Source organism: Patiriisocius sp. 208BN25-11, from assembly GCF_058147145.1.
The window spans coordinates 1-3,296 of sequence record NZ_JBYVJY010000030.1 but is presented as its reverse complement, the minus strand read 5'-3'; the positions used below and the strand labels follow the sequence as shown (position 1 = coordinate 3,296).

Below are 3,296 nucleotides of genomic sequence, written 5' to 3'. Positions count from 1 at the left end.
TTCCCAAAAAAAAGCCCCTTAACATGGTATGTTAAAGGACTTCTAAATTTTCTTTGTATTGCTTATTAATTCTGAATAATAAACATCGATCTTCTATTGAGTTGGTGTTCTTCTTCGCTACACTTCACCCCATTAGAACACCCGTTGGTAAGTTGGTACTCTCCATAGCCCTTGGCCGTTAGTCTTGAGGCGTCTATCCCGTTGTCAATAAGCCATTGCTTGGTCGAAGCGGCCCTTCTCCCCGATAGCTTCTCATTGTAGATATCCTTCCCTCTTGAGTCGGTATGCGATTCTATGTGGATAATAAGCTGCGGGTATTGTCGCATCGCCGCCAAGATCTTTGCCAGCTCTATGGCAGCATCGGGACGGATAAAACTCTTGTCAAAATCAAAGTAAATGGGTTGCAGGGTGAGTCTGCATCCTAAATCGTTGGGCGGACAAGGATCCACCGGCGTGAGTTCTATCTTTAAATTAAGCTTCACACTCTCTTTTGGGGTAGTCACCAACTCCTCATTTGGCTCATACCCCTCTTTAGAGGCGCGCACCGTATATTGGCGCTCACAATCCATCTCTGGAAAACTGAATTCAGCTTTCTCATTGGCGATCACTTCGCCTATTTCTTTATTGTCTCTATCTAATAACTTTACCGTAGCTCCAGGAATGATCTCTCCCGTGTTCTTATCTACTACAATTCCCGCAATATCTACCCGACAGCTTGAAAACTGGATCCTGTAAATATCATCATCACTACTACCCTGCTCCCCATCTCTATTTGAGGTTAGATAGCCTAAATTATGCTCCTCGTCTATGATAATCCCAAAATCATCCTGATTACTATTGGCAGGAATACCAATGTTCTTGATCTCTCCCAAAGTACTCTCGGCGCTAATAGGCGCAGCAAAAATATCAAAGCCTCCCAGTCCTGGTCTTCCATCGGTTGCAAAATACAAATTGCCTCCACTACTTATAAATGGAAAGGATTCTCTAGCCTCGGTGTTGATCTCTCTACCCAGGTTCATCGGAGCCCCATAGGTATTATCTCCTAAAATTTCCACATACCATAAATCACTCATCCCAAAAGTGCCCGGCATGTCGCTAGCAAAATACAAACGCTTCTCGTCCAAACTAAGGGCGGGATGGGCTGTAGAATATTCATTGCTGTTAAAAGGGAGTTCTTGTACATCGCCCCAAAGTCCATCATCTGCTCTGGTAGCCGTGTATAATTTTAATCGTACCGTCTTTTCTTTGTCCTTACCTGCGCGCTTGCCTTTCTTTACATTGTTTCTAGTAAAGTACATTGTCTTTCCATCTTTGGTAAACACCGCAGAAGACTCATGATACAGGGTATTAATAGCATCACCTAAGGGTCTTTTGTTGGTGAGTTTACCTATGCTGTCTTTATCGGCTACAAACAAATCTAAATAGGCTTGATCGGTCCACTCATACACTCTGTCTCCAGTGCTCCCTTCGGCAGAGGCAAACACAATCTTATCTCCGTAATAGGCAGATCCAAAATCGGAAGTTCCAGAGCTCACATCGGTTTTCGCCAGCTCGTAGTTTTTAGATAAAAAGGCAATTACACTTAGGTAATCTTTGTTCTTCTCATAGTTCTCGGCAATAATATTATCACCCGTCATATCAATATAGGTCTCCATGAGCTTGTCTGATTCCTCATACTTCCCCATGGTCTTTAGACTCTGAGCCCCTCTTAGGTAATACGAAGCCTCCGTCTGAGACGGAAACTGATCTACCAGTTTTACATACCATTTGGCAGCATTATCGTAATCACTATTCCAATAATAGGTATCTCCTAATTTCTTGTAAATCTCGGCAGAGGCATAACCGTCTTCCACCACCTTTAGGTAGATATCTCGCGCATCGATATACGCAAAACGATCAAACTCCTTTTCTGCCTTTTTTAATTGTTTCTTTTGAGAGTAGCCCACGCTAATGCTTAAAAACATCAGTACTATGGCAAGCCCTCTTTGTAGTAAACGAATATCCATAATGCCCCTATTATGTATTGTTAGTTATTTTTTTTGGCTCTTAGCTGTTGGCCATTAGCCTTTAGTTGTTTGTTGTTTGTTTCTTTTTTTGCTTCGGAAATATGAGTAGCTTCTACTATTTCCGAAGAAATATAACACATACTACTACCAACTACCTCCTACTAGCTACCCCCTACCTACTACCTCCTACTTACCTACTCTTAAAAGAATCTAGGTGTTAGTACTCGCTCTGGCTTTTTAAAGACATCAAAACGTAGCATTAGCTCATAAGATCCATCACTGTAGGTCTCTAAATCTGTGGTTTGGTAATCATACCCCAGTCCGATAAACAGCCCGTCATTGACTTGAAATCCTGCCATAGCACTCAGTGCTGCGCTCCATCTATAAGCTAGTCCTACTGTAAATTTATCATTAAACAGTGCATTAAGCGATACATCGGCCTGAAGCGGAGCCCCGCCCACAGCCTTTCCTAAAAAGGCAGGCTTTAGTTTTAAATTCTCATTGATATCAAACACATATCCAGCTATTAGAAAATAATGCAGATTCTCCTCTGGGGTCGTCTCGGCCGTCGCATTCTCCAAACTCGTCTCATCAAAATGATTCGTAGTTAAAAAGTTAGGCACCGATAGCCCAGCATAAAACTTCTGCGTATGGTAGTACAATCCTGCCCCAATCTGTGGCTGGAACTTGTTGTCGATATTGTTCTGAAATCTAGGATCTGTCTGATCAAAGATATTAAGCTTGGTAAAGTCTACATCTAGTAAATGCATCCCTCCCTTAAGTCCGAAAGAAAGCTTCGCATCATCACTGGTATTGATCGTATAGGAATAATCAATCGTAAAGTTGGTCTCCGTAGCTGGACCTAATTGATCCACAACAACACTAAGACCAAGGCCCATGTTCTCGGCCATTCCTATAGGACTATCCACTGTAAAGGTTCCCGTCTGAGGAGCTCCATCCAAGCCTACCCACTGTGTTCTGAGTAAAAGACCAAAACTTAAGGCCTCCTTTGAACCAGCATACCCGGGATTCACAATCTGGGTATTGTACATATACTGCGTGTACTGGGGATCTTGTTGTGCCGATACCGTACCTAGACCTGTAAAAAGTACCGCGATAAAAATAATGAGTAATCGGTGTTTCATAATATATGGTTTAATACAGGGAGCACTTACACTCCCCGTAGTATGCATTAGTAGCCTATCTATTCTATCTGTTTAAATATAAGTAGCCAGCGTAACTATCCTGACCTGGATTATTAGGACCATTAAAGGTAATGATGTAATAATA

The 3,296-nt window shown here is 42.2% G+C and carries 2 protein-coding genes; both read right to left on the bottom strand.

Going from position 1 to position 3,296, the window contains the following annotated elements:
* Positions 1 to 65 precede the first annotated feature (65 nt).
* Positions 66 to 2,006, bottom strand: a complete 1,941-nt coding sequence (locus ACY2RS_RS15410; protein WP_490099560.1) for an OmpA family protein — start codon at positions 2,004 to 2,006, stop codon at positions 66 to 68.
* 200 nt (positions 2,007 to 2,206) lie between these two features.
* Entirely contained in the window at positions 2,207 to 3,151 is a 945-nt protein-coding gene (locus ACY2RS_RS15405) for a PorP/SprF family type IX secretion system membrane protein (protein WP_490099559.1), read from the bottom strand.
* Positions 3,152 to 3,296 lie beyond the last annotated feature (145 nt).